The sequence below is a fragment of the Hyphomonas sp. KY3 genome (genome assembly GCF_017309975.1).
Classification (GTDB): Bacteria; Pseudomonadota; Alphaproteobacteria; order Caulobacterales; family Hyphomonadaceae; genus Hyphomonas.
Genome location: NZ_CP022271.1, coordinates 2,412,060 through 2,432,206, shown reverse-complemented (window position 1 = coordinate 2,432,206; position 20,147 = coordinate 2,412,060). Strand labels below are relative to the sequence as shown.

The window sequence follows — 20,147 nt, the reverse complement described above, 5'->3', positions numbered from 1 at the left end:
TCAAATGCCCTTGAGCGAGCAGAAATTTTCCAGAATTTGACGGACACGGGCTGGCATCTGGCGGGCCAGGACATCCTGCGTTTCACCGATCTTCTCATATTCATGTCGGCCAGCCAGCGCCGAGGTCTTTCGTCCGGCCATACTCCAGCCGGCAAACATGCGCAGCTCTGCGGATTCGGCCAGAACCGTGGTGACCGAAATATGGCGAGGGTCTTGGACAATACGGTTGAAGACCTCTTCGACGTTCAGTCGTGTCCCTTCCAGCACCTGGAGAAAGTTCAAACCATTATAGATCAGGACCCCCGTTATGTTCCGAGGTGCATTATTGCGGATCGACGCGTCAACAATCGCATCGACATCGGCGGACGTGAGGGCGTCAGACGCAGTGCTGATATAGATCAGTCGATACATGGGCGTCCTGCTCTCTGGGGCCAAGAATTCTGTTGGACAATGCTTTTCCGTTGGGGACGATAACCTGGGTCAAGTTAACGAAGTTTGTTTGCATTCCACCTTCGCCAATCCGGCTCTTCATCCAGATCCTGCAATGTTTCCAACAGTGTCAGGCGAAATGAGGAGGGAAGGTTTGCTTGCACATCAGCGCGTGCATGAGGGCCGGACCAGCGTACATTGTCGAAAAGTGATGGAAGACCGGGGCGTTTGTTCACACCGAAAAGCCAGAAGCCGCCATCATCTGCTGGGCCAAATACGGCATCGTTGCGTTGTAACGCACGAACGGCCTGGCGTAGCAGAGTGGCAGAAATGTCCGGAGCATCGGTGCCAATGAAGAGGACCGGCCCATTCGGCGAGTCGGCGAGGCCTTTGCCAAGTCGCTCGGTCAGCGTGCCTGACCCCTGACTGAAGCGGGGCAGGTGTGGCGGCCAAGTTCCGCCCAGTGTTTCGCCCAGTGCACAATCCGGTGCGAGATAGAGGGCCACGTCCAGGCCGCTGGAGCGGACGGCTCGCATGGTGCGGGCGAGCGTGAAGTGTGCAATGCGGCGCGCTTCGGTACGGCCCAAACCGGCGGCGAGTCGCGTCTTGGCCAGCCCCATGCGGGGCGGCTTGGCGAAGATGAGGACGCGGGTGCGCCGCATCAACGATACGCCTTGGCGAGGATTTCGGGTTTCGCCCCCAACAAGAAGCGGGTGAGCAGGAAGGCATTGCTCCAGGCGCGTTTGCGCCAGCCATCGCGCTCATACTTTTCAGCCGAGGTGCGCGCGTCGGCGCTCAGGAGGACAAGCCGTTTCTTGCCGAGGGCCCTTGCGATCATCACGTCTTCCATCAAGGGCACGTCGGCAAAGCCGCCGACCGCATCGTACAGCTTGCGGGAGATCAGCAGACCTTGATCGCCATAGGGCAGGCCGAACATGCGCGCGCGCCGATTGGCGCGAGCTTCCAGCCAGCGGGCGGCGCGATCGTCCGAGCGATATCTCAGTGTGAAAGCCGCGGCCGATTCAGCGCGGCGCTCCATATGGTGGGCGGCGCGTTCAGCCCAGTCGGGCGAGAGATACGTGTCGGCATGCAGAAAGAGCAGCCAGTCGCCGCGTGCAGTGTCGGCGCCGGCGGCGAGTTGCGCGCCGCGACCGCTGGCGCCGGCGATCCACGTCGCGCCGGTGTCCCCGGCAATGCGCGGCGTAGCATCGTCCGAGCCGCCATCTGAGACAATCACCTCACGGATCAGCCCCAGCTCAAGCCCCGGCATCAAGGCCTGTAGACACTCCGGCAGGTCGCTGGCGGCGTTCAGTGTGGGAATGATGATCGAGAGCGGTGCGGGCATTTTTTCTCCCTATCAGGCAATCGCATGGCGCGGAACCGGGCAGGGATTAACGCGTTTGAGAGAAACCAGACAAAGGATCCCTCACATGCCCTCGATTTACGAAACCCTGAAGAAAGACCATGACTCCCATCGCGACCTGTTGGCCCAGCTGGCCGAGACAGAAGGCGACTCGTCCAAGCGCCGCAAGCTCTGGAAGGAGTTCTATTACGATGTGGGCGGGCATGCCGCCGCCGAGGAAGAGACATTTTATGCGCCCCTGATGAAGGGCGAGGCGGGCCAGCCGAAGGGCCGTCACTCGGTTGCCGAGCACAAGGAACTGGACGACATCATTCAGGAACTGGATGAAATGGACATGAGTTCCCCTGGCTGGCTGACGCGTTTCAAGACGCTGCGCCATGATTACGAGCATCATATCGATGAGGAAGAGACCGAAATCTTCCCCGTCGCAAAGGACGTGATTGGCCCTGATAAAGATGGCTCGATCGGCGAAGCCTTCCTTGAGCGCAAGCAACGCGAAATGAAGCTGGTTGATCAGAAGGCCGAGGAGGCTCTGGAGGAATAGTTCCTCCGGGTGGCTGACCTCTAGCCTCCAAGTTCTCCCAGACGCTGCTCGACCAGCAACAAGTCCCGCCATGCGCGGGACTTGTCCTGTGGGCGGCGCAAAAGATAGGCCGGGTGCAGGATCGGGATCAGCGGGGCGGTGAATCCACCGGCGGTCTTGAAAACATGTTCCGTGCCACGCAGGCGCATGATGCCATCTGCGCTATCGAGCAAGGACTTGGCTGGCACGCCGCCCGCGGCAACAATCACTTTCGGAGCGACCAGTTCCACCATCCGATCCACAAACGGACGACATACGGCGAGCTCCTCGGCTTCCGGATTCCGGTTGGCCGGGGGGCGCCAGTAATTCACATTGGTAATGAAGGCATTTTCCGTGCGGTCACGGTGAATGGCCGCCAGCATCTTGTCGAGCAGCTGTCCGGCCTTGCCCACAAAGGGCAGGCCCTTGCGGTCCTCTTCGGCGCCCGGCCCTTCGCCGATCACCATCAGGCTGGCACCCGGCGTGCCATCATAGACGACTGTATTTTCTGATGCGCTTTTCAGCGGGCTGCCTTCAAAGGCTACGATGGCGGCTTTTAGCGCCTCGACCGAATCACAGGCCGCTGCGGCAATTTTGGCCTCTTCAACCCAGTCCGTTTTCTTCCGGCGTGGGCGGCGCACAGGGGCATCCTGGGCAACTGCAGCAGGCGGCGCGGCACTGTCGGCAACCTTCAGATAGGCCTTTACCGCAGCGTCATCGACTTCCACGCCCATGTCGCCCCACCACTCGGTGAGGGCCTTAATTGCATCAATTGACGCAGGGGTGGGCATCTGGACGCTCTGGACCTTCCTGATAGACGCTGTAATTGCTTAATCAAATGGGCTTATGAGCGGGCACCCTATCACCCGCAAGGAGGAGAAACCAATGGCTGATGACGCTGTACAGCGCGAGTCGATGGAATATGACCTGGTCATCGTTGGCGGTGGCCCTGCGGGTCTGTCCGCGGCGATCCGGGCAAAACAACTCGCACAGGAAGCTGGCGAAGACATTGAAGTCGTCGTGATCGAGAAGGGCGGCGAGATTGGCGCTCACATTCTGTCCGGCGTGGTCATGGACCCGGTCGGCCTCGACAAGCTGATCCCCGGCTGGCGTGAGCGCGACGACCGTCCGCTGAAGACCGAAGTCACCGGCGACAAGTTCAAATTCCTCGGCCCGAAGGGCGAGGCAGACATTTCCTGGCTGCCTATGCCGGGCTTCATGAAGAACCATGGCAACTATACTGGCTCGCTCGCCAATGTGGCGCGCTGGCTGGGCCAGGAAGCCGAGAATATGGGCGTGGAAATCTTCCCCGGCTTTGCCGCCTCAGATCTCGTGCTGGGTGAAAATGGCGAAGTCAAAGGCATCGTCGCCGGTGTCATGGGTATCGCCGCCGATGGTACGCACAAGCCGGACTATGAGCCGGGCATGGAGTTGCTCGGCAAATATGTCTTGTTCGCCGAAGGCGCCCGTGGCTCGCTGACGAAGCAGCTGATCGCCAAGTACAATCTGGATGAAGGCCGCGACCCGCAGAAATTTGGCCTCGGCCTGAAAGAGCTGTGGTCCATACCCGAAGAGCAATTCAATGAGGGCTACGTCCAGCACACGATGGGCTGGCCGCTCGATAATTCGACCGGCGGCGGCAGCTTCCTATACCATTTCCGAGACAATGGCGAGCCGTTCGTATCGGTCGGCTTCGTGGTTCATCTGAACTATGAGAACCCGTACATTTCGCCCTATCAGGAATTCCAGCGCTTCAAGCACCACCCCTCCGTGCTGCCGCACCTGGAAGGCGGCAAGCGTGTCGCCTACGGCGCGCGGGCCATCACCGAGGGCGGCTTTCAGTCGGTGCCGAAACTCTCATTCCCCGGCGGCGCGCTGATCGGGTGTGGTGCAGGCTTCGTCAACGTGCCGCGCATCAAGGGCAGCCACAATGCGATCCTGACGGGCATGATGGGTGCGGAAGCTGCCTATGAAGCCATCAAGGCTGGCCGTCAGGGCGACGTGCTGACCTCATACGAGGACGCCTACAAGGCTTCTTCGGTCTACAAGGAGCTGAAGCAGGTGCGGAACGTGAAGCCGCTCTGGTCCAAGCTGGGAACGGCGATCGGTATTCCGATGGGCGGCCTCGAAATGTGGATTTCCAGTCTGTTCGGCGGCTTCTCCTTCTTTGGTACGCTGAAGCATGGCAAGACGGATGCAGCCGCGCTGAAGCCAGCCAAGAAGTTCAAGCCGATCGACTATCCAAAGCCGGATGGCAAGATCAGCTTCGACAAGCTGACCAATGTGTCCTTCACCAATACCTATCACGGCGAAGACCAGCCCGTTCACCTTGTCGTGAAGGACATGGCGCTTCAGAAGGCTTCCGAGCATGATGTCTATGCTGGCCCATCGGCGCGTTACTGCCCGGCAGGCGTCTATGAGTGGATTGAGGAGGGCGGCGAACTGAAGTTCCAGATCAACTCCCAAAACTGTATTCACTGCAAGACTTGCGACATCAAGGATCCAAATCTGAACATCAATTGGACCGTGCCCGAAGGTGGTGGCGGCCCGGCCTATCCGAACATGTAATCAGGGCTTCAAGCCTTATGGTTTCCGGAAAGCGCGATGGGGTTAACCCTGTCGCGCTTTCTCCATTTCGCGCCTTGCTCTTGCCGCATCGGACTGCTTCACTCGGCGTCAAAGCGAACCCGAAGTGAGCCATTCATATGCGCCCAAGACTAACTCTTACTGCCTCTATCCTGACCCTTTCGCTCGCCCTTGGGGCCTGCGCCACAGAGCCCGCGCCTGCCTTGCAGGAGGTCGAGGCCGAAGTGCCGATCGCTCAAAGCGCTGTGCCACTCTCCCCGGCGGCCCGCGCCACGGCCGTGATAGGGGCAAACGGCAAGCCGGTCGGTATTTCCGCGTATCCGGCGCCGCTGGATGCGGTGAAGGCCGGTGACATGGCCGCCTTCCTTCAGATGACCTCCGGCCTGTCGCAGGAAGACCGCGATGTCAGTCCACTATTTGATGCCTTCCTGGCGCTGGACCGGGCGGCTGACGGCGACACGGTTGCGGCGCGCAACATATTGAAGACCTCCAACAGCCAGAGCGATGAAGAGGGCGAGACCGGCTTTTACGCCTTTCTTGATGCGTGGTTGCTCGCCATGGACGGGCGTCCGGATGAGGCGATCGAGCGCCATCGCGGTGCTGCGGGGGCCATGCCCGGTCTGACGGGAGACCTGTCCCTTGCCGCCATGCTGGAAGCATCGGGACGGCCAGAGCAGGCGCTCGCGGTCTATGAGTTCATGACACCTGCCGAGATCGAGGCGCCGGAACATCAGTTTGATCCGAAGGGCCTGCTCTATAGCCACGTCCGCACGGTAATTTCTCGCCATGCACTGTTGTTGCAGCGGCTTGGTCGGATCGAGGAGTCCAAGGCGGTTTACCAAAAGCTGGCTGATGCAGAGCCTGAAGAGGCGATCAGCTACGCAGCCGCCATTGAAAGCCTTGAGACCGGAAAAAATCTCGACAATGAACCCCTGGATGTGCCGGCTGCATTTGCGCAGTCGCTGGCGGATGTTTCGCGCGCTCTGCAGGAGCAGCGCATTATTCGCACGATCATGATGGGTGGCAGGATTGAGGGATTTGATGACCAGCGCTCGGCCTTTGATCAGGTCGCATTGCTGATAAATCCGAAAGATGAAGGGCTGCGTGCCGCCGTCATCGACCAGCTTTACGAAAGCGCGCTGTATGATGGCGTGGCGCATGTTGCGCTGAGCGCACCGCAAGAGACGGCCTCACTGCAGATCGCGGCCGGACAGGCGCTGATCATGTCGGGTGATGAGGCAGGAGCACGGGCTGCGGTGGCGCGCGCGCTGGAAATCACGGATGAAGATGACCGCCTGCGGACGCTGTATGGTGCGCTGCAGTTGCGCACCTTGCTGAATGATCAGAATGGTTCGTCCGAATTGGTGGACGAGGTGATTTCGTTGGCCTCGAACCAGGCGGAGCGCGCTTCTGCTCATGGTCTCGCTGCTGAGATCAAGGGCCAGTTTGGCGACCTGGAAGCCGCTGCCGTACACGCGGCGAAGGCCCGTGAACTGGATGATACGCATGATCGGCGCATGGCGCTGGCTAACTCTCTGGGCAAGATTGGCGAGGTCAATCAGGCGCTGGCCATTCTGCGCACCGAGCTGCTGGGCCGACCAAACGATCCCTACACGTTGAATTCGCTCGGGTATTTTCTGATCGAGTATACCGAAAAGCATGAAGAAGGCTTCAAGGTGCTTTACCGGGCACGTTCGCTGGCCGAGCGCGATCCCTACATTACGGACTCGCTTGGCTGGGCCTATTTCAAGATGGGGCACCTGAAGGATGCCCAGCGGCTGATCGAACAGTCTCGCGCGGAGCTGAAACCCCACAAGCACTGGGAAATCGAAACGCACCTTGGCGACATCTACTGGCATCAAGGCAAGAAGGAAGAGGCGCGCGAAGCCTGGCAAAACGCGATCGACAATCGTCCGCCGGCCAGGGAGCGAGCGGAGCTGGAAGCCAAGTTGGCGGATGGCCTCTCGTCTCCGAGACCCGAGCGCCGGCCATTGCCTAGCGTCTCCATCGGGGACGGGGAGATTGACCGGCAGGATATCTGACTGAATTGTCAGGCAGCTGAGACCTTTTACCGGCCCCCGACGCGCCTTACTATTGCCGGATATCAATGCGATTCCGCGATGCGAACGCTGACGGGAAAACTATGTCGAATCATATGAATCCTCACATGCAGGAACCTGAACCAAAGCGCCGGTTTCTGCCCGGCCCCCCTTGGGTTTGGGTTTGGGCCCGCCGCCTGGTCATTCTGGGCTTCGTGCTTGCAGCGCTCGGTTTCGTGGCGTTGTGGCTGTATTTCGCAGCCCTTGGCCGCCAAGTGCCGTCCATCGCCAAGCTGAAGCAATATGAGCCGCCGATTACGTCGCGAGTCCATGCGGGTGATGGCACGCTGATCGCCGAATTTGCAGACCAGCACCGGGTGTTTGTTCCGTATGAATCCATCCCGAACCACGTCGTGTACGCATTCGTGTCGGCCGAGGACAAGAGCTTCTTCACGCATGGCGGGCTCGATTATAAAGGTATTGTGCGCGGTGGGCTGAACTCTGCAAAGAACAAGATCACCCGGTCCGGTGGGCTTGAAGGTGGTTCAACGATCACCCAGCAGGTCGCCAAGAACATGCTGCTGACACGCGACCAGAACCTGACCCGGAAGGCCAAGGAAGCGATCATCGCACAGCGCATGGAGAAGGAATTCTCCAAGGAAGAGATTCTGGAACTCTATCTCAATGAAATCTATCTCGGATATCGCTCATACGGTGTCGGCTCGGCGGCGCTGAACTATTTTGACAAGTCACTGCCGGAACTCGACCTCTCGGAAGCTGCGATCCTCGCATCGCTGGCCAAGGCACCTTCGTCGGTGAACCCCTATAGTCGTCCCAAGCGCCTGCTTCAGCGCCGGAACTATGTTTTGCGCCGTATGGTCGAGGATGGCTACATCACGCGCGAAGAGGCCGACGAAGCTGTTGCAAAGCCACTGACAACGACGCGTCGCCTGAAAGGGCCGGAATATGCGGCAGCGACCTATTTCGTACAGGAGCTGCGCAGGGACCTGATCAAGTCATATGGTGAAGACACGCTCCAGCAAGGCGGGCTTTCCATTCGTTCAACCATCGACACCAAGCTGCAGCTGGCCGCGCAAGATGCGTTGCAGAACGGTTTGATTGCTTATGACCGTCGTCATGGTTGGCGCGGCCCTGTCACGACATTGGACCCGAAGGCTGAAGACATTCTCGAACAGCTGGACGATGTGAAACTGCCCGGTGGCTATGGCACTTGGGAAGCTGCGCTGGTTACCAAGCTTGGCTCCAGAGGCGCTGAATTGCTGCTGACAGATGGCGCGACCATCCCGTTGCCCACCGAGGAAGTCGAATGGGCTGCGACTTACAAGCCGGCCGAAGGCAAGGGCGGCCTGAATGTGGGCGACGTCGTGATCGCCGAATTGAAGCGTAAAGTTCTGAATGCCGAAGAGACAGCTGCGCCGGCAGAATTGGAACTCGACCCGGATGGCGACGAGATCGACCAGCCAGAACCCGAGCCGATGATGATCCCGGTTGGCAATGCAATTTTGCGGCAGGTGCCGGAAGCGGATGGTGCGCTGGTCGCGCTGGACCCGCATACCGGACGCATCCTGGCAATGCAGGGAGGGTATTCTTTCTTCAAGTCGAGCTATAATCGGGTCACGCAATCGAAGCGTCAGCCGGGCTCGAGCTTCAAGGCGTTTGTCTACGCGGCTGCCCTGGAAAAGGGTTATACGCCGGCCAGCCGGATGCTGGATGCCCCCTTCGTGGCGTTCGACGTGTCTACGGATGATTATTGGCGCCCATCAAACTATACCGAAGGGCGCACCTACGGCATGGTCACGTTGCGCATTGCGCTCGAGAAATCGCTAAACCTTGTCACGGCGCGCGTTGCGCAGGACATCGGCATGGATGCAGTGTCTGACCTTGCCGAACGCATGGGCGTCTATGAAGACCTGCCACCTTATCCAGCCATGTCGCTGGGCGCCGGGGATGCCTATCTGATCGACATGGCGCGTGGCTATGCGGGCTTTGTGAATGGTGGCCGGAAGATCAACCCAACCCTTCTGGACCGGGTGCAGGACCGTCATGGCCGCACCTTGTTCCAGCATGACGAGCGTCCGTGCGAAGATTGTCATGCTGAAGTTTGGAACGGCGGGGAACCGCCTCAACTTGAGGAAGTTGGCGAGCAGGTTCTGGACCCGATCGTGGCCTACCAGGTGACGCATATGCTGGAAGGCGTGGTCGAACGCGGGACAGGCCGCCGGGCCAGAAGGGTTGGCAAGCCGCTGGCTGGCAAGACCGGTACGACAGATGAGTATCGCGACGCGGTGTTCATGGGCTATTCTCCGGACCTCGTCGTCGGTGTTCGCGTCGGCTTCGATGACAACCGTTCGCTTGGTGAGGGGGAGGCTGGCGGTTCGGTTGCTGCGCCGATCTTCACCGAATTCATGGAAAAGGCGCTGGCAGATGATCCGGCCATTCCGTTCCGTATTCCGCCTGGCGTACGCCTCGTGAAAATCGATGCGCGCACGGGTGAACTGCCCGGACCGGACACGGCAGTCATCATTGATGAAGCCTTCCGCCCCGGCACCGAGCCCGGCATGAGCGCCTTCCGCGATACCAGCGACTGCCTGTCCATTTCGGGGAATTGTGGAGCAGGCACAGGCGCCGCATCGGGTGGATTCGATCCGGAGCGAGATGCCGGCATTGTTCAGGAGGATCAGGGACTGTTCCCGGGCGAGCCCGGACAGCCACGCCCAGTGCCGGAAGCGCCAGTGGATGACAATCTCGGCGACATTTACTGACAAATCGACTTTTGACGCAGAGAGGCGGGCGCGCTATGCCCCGCCTCTCGCATTTTCAATGACGTGTGCAAATAGAGGCTGATCCCATGTCCGCAGAAATCAAAACGCTTACAGACCAGATCCGCCAGTCCGCCGATTTGCTACGGAGGCGTCTTTGACTGGGATACAGCCACAAAACGTCTCGATGAGCTGACTGCACTCTCCGAGCGCCCGGATTTCTGGGACGACCCGCAGGCCGCCCAGGCCATGATGCGCGAGCGCCAGCGCCTTGCTGACGGCATTGAGACCGTCGAAGCGCTGCAGCGCGAAGCCAATGATGCCGAGGAATTGCTCGAACTCGCCGAGGGCGATGACGACATGATTGCCGATATTGAGGCCAATCTGAAAAAGGCCGCGGCGCGCGCCGAGAAGGCCGAACTCGCGGCGCTACTGTCCGGTGAAGCCGACGGCAATGATTGTTTCATCCAGATCAATGCGGGCGAAGGCGGCACAGAAAGCCAGGACTGGGCCAATATCCTGCGCCGCATGTATGTCCGCTGGGCCGAGGCGCACGATATGAAGGTCGAGGAACTCGACGAGCGCGAAGGCGAGGAAGCCGGGATCAAGTCTGCCACGCTCCAGTTCAAGGGCGAGAATGCCTATGGCTGGCTCAAATCAGAAACGGGCGTGCATCGCCTTGTGCGGATTTCGCCATTCGACTCCTCGGCGCGCCGCCATACGAGCTTCGCGTCGGTCGCCGTCACGCCCGTGATCGACGACAATATCGAGATCGAAATCAATCCGTCAGATGTGCGCACCGATACGTATCGCGCATCCGGCGCGGGTGGCCAGCACGTTAACCGGACCGATTCCGCCGTCCGCCTGACGCACGAGCCGACGGGCATCGTGGCGCAATGCCAGAACGACCGGTCGCAACACCGCAACCGGGACCAGGCCTGGCAGATGCTGCGTTCCAAGCTCTATGAGCTGGAATTGCAGACCCGCCGTTCAGTCGCCGATGCGCAGTATGCAGAGAAAAGCGCTATTGGTTTCGGCCACCAGATTCGCTCCTATGTGCTCCAGCCCTATCAGATGGTGAAGGATCTCCGGACAGAGGTCGAAACTTCCGACACGTCCGGCGTGCTGGATGGCGATATTGATCTCTTCCTATCGGCGGCGCTCGCCGCGTCGGTAGCCAAGGGCGAGGACGACGAAGCCTAGGCCTTCCAGCGCAACCAAACGGCATCTTGGACGTTCGTCCTGAATGGACGATCTGCTGAAGCTTTCCTTCGACAGCGATGTGCCCTTGGGCGTCATGTCTACGCGGCTGCTGGCAGCGTGTGTGGCGGGCCTGATCGTCGGGTTTGAACGCGAGGTTCGCGACCGGCCCGCCGGCTTGCGAACGCATATGCTGACGGCGCTTGCTTCGTCCGTATTCATGTTGATTGCCATCGAGATGATCCATTCCTTCGGCGGGGATGACGACATCACCCAGCTTGACCCGACGCGTGTCGTGCAAGCTGTGACGGCGGGGGTTGCCTTCCTGGCGGCTGGCACCATCATCCATGGCCGTGGGTCCGTGCGAGGACTGACGACCGGCGCCAGTATCTGGCTCGCAGGCGCGATTGGCCTGGCTTGCGGGGCGGGCTATCTCCGGCTCGCTTTCCTTGCTGTGCTGCTGTCGGTCCTGATCCTGCTGCCGATCCGAATGTTGGAAACACATTGGTTCGGAAAACCCCCGATCGGAAAAGGGGACGAGCATGGGGACAGCTAATCCGGCTCTATGGGAATACCGGATCTGGCCAGAGGCAGGCGTCGCGATTGAGCAGCGCCTGCGGGCCGCGCTGGATTTCGCCGCCGAGCCTCCCCGCACCGATATCTATTTCCGTGTGCCATCCCGCGCGCCAGCCCAAGCCAAATTGCGGGGCGGGGCGCAGTTCGGGATCAAGGAATTGCTGACTCGTGACGGCGGCCTCGAACATTGGCGGCCGGTCGTCTCCTCCCGTTTTCCATTGGATGATGAAGACCGGGCGACGCTGGCGCGTCTCTTTCCCACCATTCCCACAGCGCTGACCAGCCTGGCGGCGTTACGGGAGGAATTGCTCGCGGAAGGAGACGAAGTCGTGGTCGACAAGCGACGTCACATGGCTACCGATGCGGGTGGCCTGCGCGCGGAGATCGCGAAGGCATCTCTGGGCGGGCAGCAGTATTCGACACTGTGCCTGGAACATGAAAACCCCGCTGAACTCACCCGGCAAGTGGACCGGTTTGGCTTTGGCGATTGGTCGAATGTCAGCTATCCGGACTGGATCACGCGAAACGCCTGACGCTAAAAAAAAGCCCGCCCCGAAGAATCTCGAGGCGGGCGAGATACTCATTTGAAGTCAGACTAAAGAACGTCGAGCATTTCCGCGACAAGTGGATGGCGGACAACATCCTTGCCTTCGAGGCGAATGACTGAGGCTCCGCCGAGTTTTTCGAGCCGTTCGGCGGCATTCGCGAGGCCTGAGAATTCCGGCAGCAGGTCAGACTGGGCCGGATCACCCGTGATAACCATCGTCGAGTGCCAGCCCAGTCGGGTGAGCAACATCTTCAGCTGGGTGTAAGTGCAGTTCTGTGCCTCATCGATGACGATGAAGGCATTGTTCAGGGTTCGGCCCCGCATGAACCCGATCGGGGCAATCTCGATGACCCCTTCGGCCAGCATGTGTTTCAGCTGTCCGGGCGAGAGCCGGTCGGACAGTGCGTCGTAAAGAGGACGCAGGTACGGGGCGAGCTTGTCTTCCATTGCGCCAGGCAGGAAACCGATCTGCTCGCCAGCTTCGACCGCAGGGCGAGACAGAATGATCCGGGCGACCTTGCCCTTCTGCAGCGCCTCGACCGCTTTGCAGACGGCCAGATATGTCTTGCCCGTCCCGGCAGGGCCGAGTGCCGCGACAAGCGCCTTGTCATCCATGGCCTTCATCAGTTCGGCCTGGTTCTCGGTGCGGGGCTTGACTGTTTTCTGGTAACGTTGTGTGCGACCACCTTCAGCACGCTGATGTTCTTGTTTCGGGTCGGCATCGTCTGGATGCCAGCCTCGTCCGCCTTCTATGGCTTGCAGCTTCGGGCCTTTGCCGCGGGCACCCTCCTCGAACCAGATATTCGGGTTCATCTCTGAACCTTGCTTCATCCGTTTTGCTGCATTGCGTTTACCCATGGAAGTTCTCCTTGGTTGCGGGCAAGAAAAAAGCCACCGGCGGAATCGCGCGATGGCTTGGCGGAAACTGGGAGGAAGAAAGGGCCATCCGCCCCGTGGGCGGTGTGGCCAGTTCCCGGGAGCGTTCTCCGGGCGGCGGGGTGTGACAAGGTCTGGTGATGACCGTCTCCAACTCCGAATCTGTTGATGATTAAAGTGTACCAAGGTTATCAGAAGATTAAATGATAATTCCGCCCGCGAAATAATGAGGAGACGCAAGACCCATGGCTATTTACGAGATTGACGGAACCCGACCGACCCTACCGGAGAGTGGCAGTTACTGGGTAGCCGACAATGCGCAGGTCATGGGCAATGTCGTGATGAAGGAGAACGCCTCGGTTTGGTATGGTGCCGTGCTGCGCGGCGATAACGACCCGATCACGATTGGCGAGAATTCCAATATCCAGGATGGCAGCGTGCTCCACACCGATGTCGGATGCCCGCTAACGATTGGGCGAGACGTGACCGTCGGCCATATGGTGATGCTTCATGGGTGCACGATCGGCGAAGAAACGCTGATCGGTATTGGTTCGACCATTCTGAACAACGCCAAGATTGGCAAGAATTGCATCATTGGGGCGCACACATTGATTCCCGAAGGCAAGGTAATCCCCGACAATTCGCTCGTCATGGGCGCGCCGGGCAAGGTGGTGAAGGAGATCTCCGACCACCAGATACAGGTGATCCGAATGTCAGCAGTGCATTATGTGGAGAACTGGAAACGCCATCGCAACAGCGTAAAACGCATCGACTAGGCGTCGTCCTCGTCCGGGCGCAGGAAGTTCACGGCGAATTCGGTCTGGCTGGAGCGCACGACGCGGCCCCGCAAGTTGCCGGCTGTGACGACTTCACCAATTGGCGGAGGCTGGAACTGGCCATTGGTCTGGAAGCTGGCGCCCGTGAGGGAGATGTCGACGACCGTACAAGGGATCTGCATGCCATCCTTGCGGCCGATAAAGGCCGGGCCTCCGGTAGGAAAGCGGGCGGCCGCGCGCTGTTCGGGCGCTTCCATCAAATCCTTGTTGATCAGCCAGCTCAGGCGGTCTGCAAGTTTCTTGCGCTTGTGTGGCACGACGTTGAATTCAACCGCGAACCCATCCTTGGAAGTGCGCACGACTGTCCCGGCGACGCGACCCAGATCGTCGAAATAGCAAATCACATTGGAGCCCGGCACTGGGACCGTAGCAGCCCGCATAAAGGCACCGGAGCAGGACAGGTTTTCGGTTACAAGTTGATGATCTTCGCTGGTTTCATCGAGGAAGCAGCCTTCCAGCTCGAGATCGACTCGCTTGTATTGGCGACGATCCTCTTCGGTGTTGATCACCGGTTTGAACTGCGGCACTGACAAGTCTAGTGCTGGCATGTGGAATCTCCTGAGGCCGTTGGGGCAACCTGCCTGTACTTCTCCATCTAGACTTTACTTACGCCAGTTTCGTTCACAAACTGTTGCGGGAAACAGATGGAATTGCGGAATTCCTTCACCATAGGGTTTAATGGGAGGTGCTCCATTCATGGAGACGTATGATTATGTGATTGTTGGTGCAGGTAGTGCAGGCTGCGCTCTTGCCAACAGGTTGAGCGAAGACCCGACGATCAAGGTCTGTCTGGTTGAGGCTGGTAAGAAAGATAATGCTCTGATGGTAAGAATGCCCGCTGGGGTAGGAAATCTCATCAAAGCGGAGGGCGCTTACAATTGGGGATTCTGGACCGAACCCCAAAAGCACATGAATGGACGCAAACTCTGGTGGCCACGTGGCAAGGGCTGGGGAGGATCGTCCTCAATCAATGGCATGATCTATATTCGTGGACATGCTCGCGACTACGATCAGTGGGCCCAAATGGGGTTGCGCGGCTGGAGTTTCGCAGATGTGCTGCCCTATTTCCGGAAATCAGAGGGCTATGAAGGCGGCGATTCCGCTTATCATGGGGCGAGTGGGCCCCTCAAAGTTTCCGAGAGTCCGCTATCGTCGCCGATCTACCGGGCCTTTCTGCAAGCCGGAGAACAGGCCGGATATGCCAGCACGAAAGATTTCAATGGCGCAGAGCAAGAGGGCTTTGGCCGCTATCAAAGGACAATCCACAAGGGTGAGCGCTGGAGCGCGTCATATGGCTATTTGCGCCCCATAGTTGGTGTCCGGGACAATCTCACCGTGATCTCGACGGGGCTTGTCACTAGGATTCTCATGGAGAAGGGGCGGGCGACCGGCGTCGAAGTGGTTGAAGGCAAGGGCCGATTGGCTCAGGAAATCCATGCATCAAGCGAAGTCATTGTCTGTGCTGGCGCAGTTCAGTCGCCGCAATTACTGCAACTCTCAGGCATTGGCAATCCGGACCATCTGGGCCGCTTTGACATCAAGACGGAGGTCAAATCCCCGAATGTCGGCCAGAACCTGCAAGACCATCTGGACCTGACCGTCATCCATGAGATGACCCAGCCAATTTCTGCCTACTCCATGCAGAAGGGGCTCAAGAAGATCGGGGTTGGTTTGCAGTATCTCATGAACCAGACAGGCGCAGGCGCCGACAACCATCTTCAGGCGGGAGCATTCCTGAAGTCGCGTGAGGGCCTGGAAATGCCGGATCTTCAGCTTCACTTCGTCAATGCCATCATGATGGACCACGCCAAGCACCAGGCAAACAAGGACGGCTACACGGTCCACGCTTGCCAGCTGCGCCCGGAAAGCCGCGGTACGGTATGCCTGGCCTCATCTGATCCGTTCCAGCATCCGGCCATAGATCCGAACTATCTCGAAGCTGAGGAAGATCGCCGCGCAATGCGCGAAGCGGTGAAGATGCTGCGTGATCTATGCTCGCAGAATGCCTTGCGGCCGTTCACAGGCGCAGAGATGATGCCCGGCGAGAGCGTGAAGACGGATGAGGATATTGATGCCTTCATCCGGCGGACCGGCGAGACGATCTATCACCCGATTGGCACTGTCGCGATGGGTGCGGGCGACGACGCGCCTGTCGATGGAGAATTACGTGTACGGGGTGTCGAAGGCTTGCGCGTGGTCGATGCGTCCGTGATTCCAACACTGATCGGTGGCAACACCAACGCACCGACGATCATGATCGCCGAGAAGGCTGCCGACATGATTCTTGGTAAGGAGCCTCTCGCGGCGGAAGAGCCGGAGACTGTGGCTGCCTGACCCTCGAAGAGTTCAGTGCGCGTTGCTTGCGACCAGTTTCAGGGCTGGTTCCGAGCGACGCGTATCCGGGGGCACCAGCATAGCCAGCCGGTGGCGCCAGATTGGCCGGCCCTTGAGCATCGGCAGGCCGCCGAGCGTCTGGTAAAGGCCGAGGAAACGGGTCACATTTCCGTCTACGGAAGACTGAGCCAGCGGCATCAGCGTGATCTCTACTTCAACACGTTGGCCGGTAAGGGTTTCGCCGCTGCCGCGGATCACGCCCGGAGCGCTGTCCAGCCTTACAGCATCCAGCAAGCCCGAGACCATGGACCGGTCGGGACCTGTCCAAAGCGCGAGAAAGTCATGATTCGGCAACGTCCGGCCGAGCAGCTGTGATACGCCGTCACCTGCAGTGCGAAAGATCCATGCGCCATCCTGTGTGGACTGGATCATGAAGATATTCGTGATCAGGTCTGGATGGTCGTTCGCACGCGGTGTGCGGTCTTCTTCTGAGGCTGGATTAACGCTCATGCGCTTCCAGGCTTCAAGCATAATACGTGTGTTCGGGTGAATAGACCGGTCGTGCATGAGGGGCGTTCGCTCCGTAAAAGATATCAAAGCCCGCTGGGCCTGCTTCGGAGACCAGTTCCGCAATATCTGTTCCAGTTCCGCTTTCCCCCCGCGGGGGAAATTTCGGGTGCGCCGTGATCAGGTTTTCCCCATTGAGGAGGTTTTGCCGGCTCCAAGGCAGCAATTTTCAGGAAGCGTCATTTGGGGCACGGTGCGCGAGTCTCATCTCGGTACACAGATTGGACGAACTCGAATCACGCAGGCGCGCCCTCGGAGAACTCTCGCGCCGCGATCGGCTGTGAACTCGCTATCTGCTATCCAGAAAGCAGAGCATATGCGGTTTCTTAACCATTACTCATGGTCATGACTTGTCATGAATGGTCATCTGACTAGACAATTAAGTATGGCATCCGTTGCCGTTGAATTCCTCCCACCTACAAAAATCGAAACTTGTTCAAAGGGACCCACACGTGAAATCCAGAAAATTTAGTGTTCTTGAAATGGCTCATTTCAAGTCGGCGCTCTATGTCAGTGCTGGCATTGCTGCATTCGCAACCCTCTCCACGCCTGCCCACGCGCAGGACACCGACCAAGATGAAAGCCGCACGCTCCAGACGGTGACAATTACGGCTACCAAGCGCGAGCAGACACTCCAGGACGTGCCAGTCGCAGTGTCGGTCGTGGATGAGAGCGTCATCGAAAAGGCAGAGATTGTGGATCTGGGAGACCTGCAATCTGTCGTGCCATCGCTGCGCGTGAGCCAGCAGCAGTCTTCGTCCAACACGAACTTCATCATTCGGGGCTTCGGCAACGGCGCCAACAATGCCGGCATTGAGCCGTCGGTTGGTGTGTTTGTGGATGGTGTCTATCGTTCTCGGTCGACCTCGCAGATTTCTGACCTGCCAAACCTTCAGCGCGTCGAGGTCCTGCGCGGACCTCAATCGACTCTGTTCGGCAAGAACGCATCGGCGGGTGTGATCTCGATCGTGACCCAGAAGCCGCAATTTGAGTGGGGCGGCAATGTTGAGGGCACTGTCAGCAACTATAATGGTTACCGTGCTGGCGCATTTGTCACTGGCCCGATTTCTGACACGCTGGCCTTCAGCCTGGGCGGAAACTTCAATACGCGCGATGGCTATGTCGAAGACCTTGGCGACGGCCCGGATACCAATGAGCGCAATCGCTGGGGCCTGCGCGGCGATCTGCTTTGGGAGCCGAATGATGACATGTCGTTCCGCCTGATCGCGGACTATGACGAGATCGACGAAATCTGCTGTGCAGCCGCGAACGTCATCAATGGTCCAACCGGTGCGGCCATCCTGGCGCTGGGCGGAAACCTGGTTGCAGAGGATCCGTTCTCTTATGATGTGGCCTACAATTTCGGGTCCGAGAACCTTATCAAGAATGGCGGCCTGTCGCTGCAGGGGGATTTCGACCTCGGCGCCTTCACGCTGACCAGCATCACTTCCTACCGGACATCCGATCTCAGCACGAACCAGGACTCCGACTTCACGAGTGCCGACCTGCTCGGCCGAAAGTCCGATGATGTCGAAATCGAAACCTTCACTCAGGAAGTGCGTCTGACCTCCAATGGCAGTGGTCCGCTGAGCTGGATGGTGGGTGGCTTCTACTTCGATGAAACCGTCGATATCGAGAACCAACTGCTCTACGGTCAGGATATTCGGGGCTATATCGACATCCTGTCATCCGGCCTCCTGACATCACTGGAGCCGGTTGTCTTTGGTGTCGCGCCCGGCACGTTCTTCCAGCCCGGACAAGGATTCACTGAATTCTATGGTCAGGATGACACGTCCGCATCATTGTTCGGTACAATTGACTATGAAGTCACTGATCGACTGACGGCGACCTTTGGCCTGAACTATACCCAGGTGAACAAGGACGCCTTTGCGAATGCTGTCTCGACTGACACATTTGCGGCCGTGGACCTCAATACCGCCGCGCCGTTCATCACTCAGGCCACGGCTGGTGGCTTGTTGTTGCAGGCGGGCGTGAATCCGACCGATCCTGCGGCGGTCGGCGCATTCGCTGCGGCTTATCCGACGGAGTTTGCGACCATTCAGGCAACAGCAGCCGGCGCACCCGGCGCGTTGCAGCAGTTGCAGTTCCTGCCGCCATTCCTGAACTTCCCGAATGCTGTAGAAACCGGCTCGACGGATGATGAGGACACGTCCGTCACTTTCCGTCTGGCTTATGACCTGACCGATTCGATCAATGTCTATGGTTCCTACGCGACGGGCTTCAAGGCATCTTCCTGGAACCTGTCCCGTGACAGTCGGCCAACATCTGCGGATTACGCGCTGCTCGCCCAAGGTGGTTTGCTTGTGCCGAACCTGACCACAGGTACGCGCTTTGCCGGGCCGGAAGAATCGAAAGTCTACGAGTTGGGCGTCAAAGGCGCTTATTCTGACTTTGCGTTCAATGTGGCGATCTTCGACCAGACCATTGAGGGATTCCAGTCGAACATCTTCACGGGCACCGGCTTTGCGCTGGCGAATGCGGGCGAACAATCCACGCAAGGTCTTGAGCTTGACGCGCAATGGAATGCGACCGACAATTTGTTGCTCAGCTTTGCCGGTACGTTCCTTGATCCCGTCTATGACAGCTTCGAGGAGTCGGCGAGCGGCGACATTTCCGGCCAAAAGCCATACGGCATTCCGGATGTTTCGACCTCTACCTCGGCGACCTACACATTTGATGTGAAGACCTATGACGCCTTCGTGCGGGCAGACTGGCAATATGAAAGCCCGTCTGACTATTTCGACGAACCGGCCAATCAGGCCCTGATCGGCGACGAGAAAGAAGTCAGTACGTTCAACGCGTCGGCAGGTCTGACGACCGAGTCCGGGTTGAGCTTTACGCTCTGGGGACGGAATATCTTTGATGACGAGTACATCACCGTTGCCTTTCCGGCCGTTGCGCAGGCGGGGTCTATCTCTGGCTATCCGATCCAGCCAGCGACTTATGGCCTGACGGTTCGCAAATCTTTCTAGGGCTTTGGCCTCGAATCAACAGGAAGCCCCGTCGCTTGCGGCGGGGCTTTTTCCATGCGGCGCTGGTCAGTTCAATCCGGCCGGTAAGCGACCAATGAGACGACGGCAACAACGAGGCAGGCGACCTCGAAGCCTGCAAACATGAGGAAATCCGTCGTTGGGGCATCACCCGCAATCAGGCCGACAATGCGCGCGAAAACATATCCACCCATGTAAGTCGTGATAAACCACAGGGCAGGGCGGACCATGCGCGGGCGAAAAACGCCTGCAATTGCCAGTAGACCTGCGCCAAGGCTGACGCCGCCATAGATCCCGCGGGTTTCATACACCCCATTCGGGCCGCCTGTGATCACGCCCATTGATGAGCTCATGGCCACCGGGTCGAGCAAGGACCAGATTCCGAACACAAGGAACGCCAGGGCAATAATGCCGAGAAAGATACGTATGAACATGCCCGAG

At 59.0% G+C, this 20,147-nt stretch carries 17 protein-coding genes and 1 pseudogene; 10 read left to right on the top strand and 8 right to left on the bottom strand.

Going from position 1 to position 20,147, the window contains the following annotated elements:
• The 3 genes from CFA77_RS11795 to CFA77_RS11785 form a co-directional block, all read right to left on the bottom strand.
• A complete protein-coding gene (locus tag CFA77_RS11795; protein WP_206990864.1) occupies positions 1-411 on the bottom strand; it encodes a BLUF domain-containing protein in 411 nt (136 codons plus the stop codon).
• 74 nt (positions 412-485) lie between these two features.
• Entirely contained in the window at positions 486-1,091 is a 606-nt protein-coding gene (locus tag CFA77_RS11790; RefSeq protein WP_206990863.1) for a DUF2064 domain-containing protein, read from the bottom strand.
• A complete protein-coding gene (locus CFA77_RS11785; protein ID WP_206990862.1) occupies positions 1,091-1,774 on the bottom strand; it encodes a TIGR04283 family arsenosugar biosynthesis glycosyltransferase in 684 nt (227 codons plus the stop codon). The genes CFA77_RS11790 and CFA77_RS11785 overlap by 1 nt, the downstream gene beginning before the upstream one ends.
• Positions 1,775-1,859: 85 nt before the next feature.
• On the opposite strand from CFA77_RS11785, the gene CFA77_RS11780 reads away from it, so the two are divergent.
• Positions 1,860-2,336, top strand: coding sequence for a hemerythrin domain-containing protein (locus CFA77_RS11780; protein ID WP_206990861.1), 477 nt, complete (start codon positions 1,860-1,862; stop codon positions 2,334-2,336).
• A gap of 20 nt (positions 2,337-2,356) precedes the next feature.
• Here the strand turns inward: CFA77_RS11780 and CFA77_RS11775 are convergent, their stop codons facing one another.
• Positions 2,357-3,145: a uracil-DNA glycosylase family protein gene (locus CFA77_RS11775; RefSeq protein WP_242517333.1), complete on the bottom strand. Its 789-nt coding sequence runs from the start codon at positions 3,143-3,145 to the stop codon at positions 2,357-2,359.
• Positions 3,146-3,239: 94 nt separating this feature from the next.
• Here CFA77_RS11775 and CFA77_RS11770 point away from each other — a divergent pair, with 94 nt between their 5' ends.
• From CFA77_RS11770 to CFA77_RS11745, 6 genes are all read left to right on the top strand, one after another.
• Positions 3,240-4,922, top strand: a complete 1,683-nt coding sequence (locus CFA77_RS11770; protein ID WP_034811469.1) for an electron transfer flavoprotein-ubiquinone oxidoreductase — start codon at positions 3,240-3,242, stop codon at positions 4,920-4,922.
• 137 nt (positions 4,923-5,059) lie between these two features.
• Positions 5,060-6,982, top strand: coding sequence for a M48 family metallopeptidase (locus CFA77_RS11765; RefSeq protein ID WP_206990860.1), 1,923 nt, complete (start codon positions 5,060-5,062; stop codon positions 6,980-6,982).
• A 125-nt stretch (positions 6,983-7,107) separates the two neighbouring features.
• A complete protein-coding gene (locus tag CFA77_RS11760; RefSeq protein ID WP_242517332.1) occupies positions 7,108-9,762 on the top strand; it encodes a penicillin-binding protein 1A in 2,655 nt (884 codons plus the stop codon).
• An 86-nt stretch (positions 9,763-9,848) separates the two neighbouring features.
• Positions 9,849-10,962 (top strand): peptide chain release factor 2 gene (gene prfB / locus CFA77_RS11755; protein WP_206990858.1). Its coding sequence is split into 2 segments (ribosomal slippage): positions 9,849-9,917 and positions 9,919-10,962, totalling 1,113 coding nucleotides; the frame shifts between segments, so codons are not numbered across the junction.
• 43 nt (positions 10,963-11,005) lie between these two features.
• Positions 11,006-11,515: an MgtC/SapB family protein gene (locus tag CFA77_RS11750; RefSeq protein ID WP_206990857.1), complete on the top strand. Its 510-nt coding sequence runs from the start codon at positions 11,006-11,008 to the stop codon at positions 11,513-11,515.
• A complete protein-coding gene (locus CFA77_RS11745) occupies positions 11,502-12,068 on the top strand; it encodes a hypothetical protein (protein WP_206990856.1) in 567 nt (188 codons plus the stop codon). Before CFA77_RS11750 ends, CFA77_RS11745 begins: the two co-directional genes overlap by 14 nt.
• 62 nt (positions 12,069-12,130) lie before the next feature.
• Here CFA77_RS11745 and CFA77_RS11740 read toward each other — a convergent pair whose 3' ends face one another.
• A complete protein-coding gene (locus tag CFA77_RS11740; RefSeq protein WP_206990855.1) occupies positions 12,131-12,940 on the bottom strand; it encodes a PhoH family protein in 810 nt (269 codons plus the stop codon).
• Positions 12,941-13,203: 263 nt separating this feature from the next.
• Between CFA77_RS11740 and CFA77_RS11735 the strand changes: the two are divergent.
• A pseudogene (locus CFA77_RS11735) lies at positions 13,204-13,560 on the top strand (gamma carbonic anhydrase family protein); the annotation flags it as partial.
• A 170-nt stretch (positions 13,561-13,730) separates the two neighbouring features.
• On the opposite strand, the gene CFA77_RS11730 reads toward CFA77_RS11735, so the two are convergent.
• On the bottom strand, positions 13,731-14,342 hold the full coding sequence (locus tag CFA77_RS11730; protein WP_206990853.1) for a PilZ domain-containing protein: 612 nt from the start codon (positions 14,340-14,342) through the stop codon (positions 13,731-13,733).
• A gap of 148 nt (positions 14,343-14,490) precedes the next feature.
• Between CFA77_RS11730 and CFA77_RS11725 the strand changes: the two genes are divergently transcribed.
• Entirely contained in the window at positions 14,491-16,128 is a 1,638-nt protein-coding gene (locus CFA77_RS11725) for a choline dehydrogenase (protein ID WP_206990852.1), read from the top strand.
• A gap of 12 nt (positions 16,129-16,140) precedes the next feature.
• Here the strand turns inward: CFA77_RS11725 and CFA77_RS11720 are convergent, their stop codons facing one another.
• The gene (locus CFA77_RS11720; RefSeq protein ID WP_206990851.1) at positions 16,141-16,695 is read right to left on the bottom strand and encodes a PAS domain-containing protein; all 555 of its coding nucleotides are present in this window, start codon (positions 16,693-16,695) and stop codon (positions 16,141-16,143) included.
• A 482-nt stretch (positions 16,696-17,177) separates the two neighbouring features.
• Here CFA77_RS11720 and CFA77_RS11715 point away from each other — a divergent pair, with 482 nt between their 5' ends.
• Positions 17,178-19,688, top strand: a complete 2,511-nt coding sequence (locus CFA77_RS11715) for a TonB-dependent receptor (RefSeq protein ID WP_206990850.1) — start codon at positions 17,178-17,180, stop codon at positions 19,686-19,688.
• Between the two features lie 71 nt (positions 19,689-19,759).
• Here CFA77_RS11715 and CFA77_RS11710 read toward each other — a convergent pair whose 3' ends face one another.
• Positions 19,760-20,140 carry a DUF4345 domain-containing protein gene (locus CFA77_RS11710; RefSeq protein WP_206990849.1) on the bottom strand — a complete coding sequence of 127 codons (381 nt, stop codon included), beginning with the start codon at positions 20,138-20,140 and terminating at the stop codon, positions 19,760-19,762.
• Between the last annotated feature and the right edge of the window lie 7 nt (positions 20,141-20,147).

What these genes read in the sequence shown, in the direction of transcription:
- CFA77_RS11715 (WP_206990850.1), top strand. Translation starts at nt 17,178, where the DNA reads ATGGCTCATTTCAAGTCGGCGCTCTATGTCAGTGCTGGCATTGCTGCA.
- CFA77_RS11710 (WP_206990849.1), bottom strand. Translation starts at nt 20,140, where the DNA reads ATGTTCATACGTATCTTTCTCGGCATTATTGCCCTGGCGTTCCTTGTG.
- CFA77_RS11795 (WP_206990864.1), bottom strand. Translation starts at nt 411, where the DNA reads ATGTATCGACTGATCTATATCAGCACTGCGTCTGACGCCCTCACGTCC.
- CFA77_RS11785 (WP_206990862.1), bottom strand. Translation starts at nt 1,774, where the DNA reads ATGCCCGCACCGCTCTCGATCATCATTCCCACACTGAACGCCGCCAGC.
- CFA77_RS11790 (WP_206990863.1), bottom strand. Translation starts at nt 1,091, where the DNA reads ATGCGGCGCACCCGCGTCCTCATCTTCGCCAAGCCGCCCCGCATGGGG.
- CFA77_RS11725 (WP_206990852.1), top strand. Translation starts at nt 14,491, where the DNA reads ATGGAGACGTATGATTATGTGATTGTTGGTGCAGGTAGTGCAGGCTGC.
- CFA77_RS11765 (WP_206990860.1), top strand. Translation starts at nt 5,060, where the DNA reads ATGCGCCCAAGACTAACTCTTACTGCCTCTATCCTGACCCTTTCGCTC.
- CFA77_RS11750 (WP_206990857.1), top strand. Translation starts at nt 11,006, where the DNA reads ATGGACGATCTGCTGAAGCTTTCCTTCGACAGCGATGTGCCCTTGGGC.
- CFA77_RS11775 (WP_242517333.1), bottom strand. Translation starts at nt 3,145, where the DNA reads ATGCCCACCCCTGCGTCAATTGATGCAATTAAGGCCCTCACCGAGTGG.
- CFA77_RS11740 (WP_206990855.1), bottom strand. Translation starts at nt 12,940, where the DNA reads ATGGGTAAACGCAATGCAGCAAAACGGATGAAGCAAGGTTCAGAGATG.
- CFA77_RS11770 (WP_034811469.1), top strand. Translation starts at nt 3,240, where the DNA reads ATGGCTGATGACGCTGTACAGCGCGAGTCGATGGAATATGACCTGGTC.
- CFA77_RS11730 (WP_206990853.1), bottom strand. Translation starts at nt 14,342, where the DNA reads ATGCCAGCACTAGACTTGTCAGTGCCGCAGTTCAAACCGGTGATCAAC.
- CFA77_RS11720 (WP_206990851.1), bottom strand. Translation starts at nt 16,695, where the DNA reads ATGCACGACCGGTCTATTCACCCGAACACACGTATTATGCTTGAAGCC.
- CFA77_RS11760 (WP_242517332.1), top strand. Translation starts at nt 7,108, where the DNA reads ATGCAGGAACCTGAACCAAAGCGCCGGTTTCTGCCCGGCCCCCCTTGG.
- CFA77_RS11745 (WP_206990856.1), top strand. Translation starts at nt 11,502, where the DNA reads ATGGGGACAGCTAATCCGGCTCTATGGGAATACCGGATCTGGCCAGAG.
- CFA77_RS11780 (WP_206990861.1), top strand. Translation starts at nt 1,860, where the DNA reads ATGCCCTCGATTTACGAAACCCTGAAGAAAGACCATGACTCCCATCGC.